Below are 1,139 nucleotides of genomic sequence, written 5' to 3'. Positions count from 1 at the left end.
GGGATGGCGTCGGATCGGGCTCGGGCAGCATTGGCAGCCCGCCTGCGCGCCGGCGGCATTCGCGACGAGCGGGTGCTTGGCGCCATTGCCACGGTGCCGCGCCACCTGTTCATGGAGCCGGGCCTGGCTTCCCAGGCGTACGAAGACGCTGCGTTGCCGATTGGACATCAGCAAACCATTTCGAAGCCGTCCGTGGTGGCGCGCATGATCGAACTGCTGCGCGAAGGGATGCCGTCCGACCACGCGCTGGCGCGCGTGCTGGAGATCGGCACCGGCTGCGGTTATCAGGCGGCCGTGCTGAGCCTGGTGGCGCAAGAAGTGTTCTCCATAGAGCGGATTCGTCCGCTGCACGAACAAGCCAAGGCGAACCTGCGGCCGTTGCGCGTGCCAAACATCCGGTTGCATTACGGCGACGGGATGCTTGGCCTGCCGCAGGCCGCGCCGTTTTCGTCGATCATCCTGGCTGCCGCTGGCATGGAGGTTCCGCAGGCTTTGCTGGAACAACTGGCCATCGGCGGGCGGCTGATCGCTCCGGTGGTTGCGCCCAGTTCCGGCGCGCCCGGGCAGACCGTGACGCAGCAGTTGCTGCTGATCGAGCGCCTCAACCGGCATCGTTTTCACAGAACTGCGCTTGAAGCGGTTTTCTTTGTGCCCTTAAAATCGGGCACCATCTGAGTCGAACTATGCACAACATCGTGAAATCGGATTCTTTCGCGCGAGTCGGACAACGTTTGAGCGTCGTGGCGATCGCAGCCGTCCTGGCCGCCTGCGCCAACTCCCCCATGCCCGCCCCTGTGGTGGATCGCACCTCCACGGCCGGCGCCCAGCAGGCTGCCTCCACCGAGCCGGCTCCGCCCGGATACTATCGGGTCAAGCGAGGCGATACGCTTTACCGTATCGCGCTCGAAAATGGCCAGTCGTATCGGGATGTGGCGAGCTGGAACAATATGGCCAATGCGAACCAGATAGAGGTTGGCCAACTGTTGCGCGTGGTGCCGCCGGGTGCGGACGTGAACGCCGCGCCTGGCGTGGCAACCGTGCCGGTGGCGTCGGGTGTCGTCCAGTCCCAGCCGATCGATTCGTCCCGTCCGGTAGGCGCGCCTGTCGGCGCGACGACCAGCACGCCAGCCGCTGTAGCG

At 65.6% G+C, this 1,139-nt stretch carries 2 protein-coding genes; both read left to right on the top strand.

Going from position 1 to position 1,139, the window contains the following annotated elements; all coding sequences use genetic code 11:
• Nucleotides 1-675 (top strand): protein-L-isoaspartate(D-aspartate) O-methyltransferase (locus D769_RS00235; RefSeq protein WP_040010799.1); only part of this gene is annotated, 675 nt, incomplete at its 5' end.
• Nucleotides 676-683: 8 nt separating this feature from the next.
• A partial coding sequence (locus D769_RS00230) for a LysM peptidoglycan-binding domain-containing protein (RefSeq protein WP_008640851.1) occupies nucleotides 684-1,139 on the top strand: 456 nt, incomplete at its 3' end.

This window comes from Cupriavidus sp. HMR-1, assembly GCF_000319775.1.
In the GTDB taxonomy this organism is placed as follows: domain Bacteria; phylum Pseudomonadota; class Gammaproteobacteria; order Burkholderiales; family Burkholderiaceae; genus Cupriavidus; species Cupriavidus metallidurans.
This window is presented reverse-complemented; position numbering and strand designations above follow the sequence as displayed.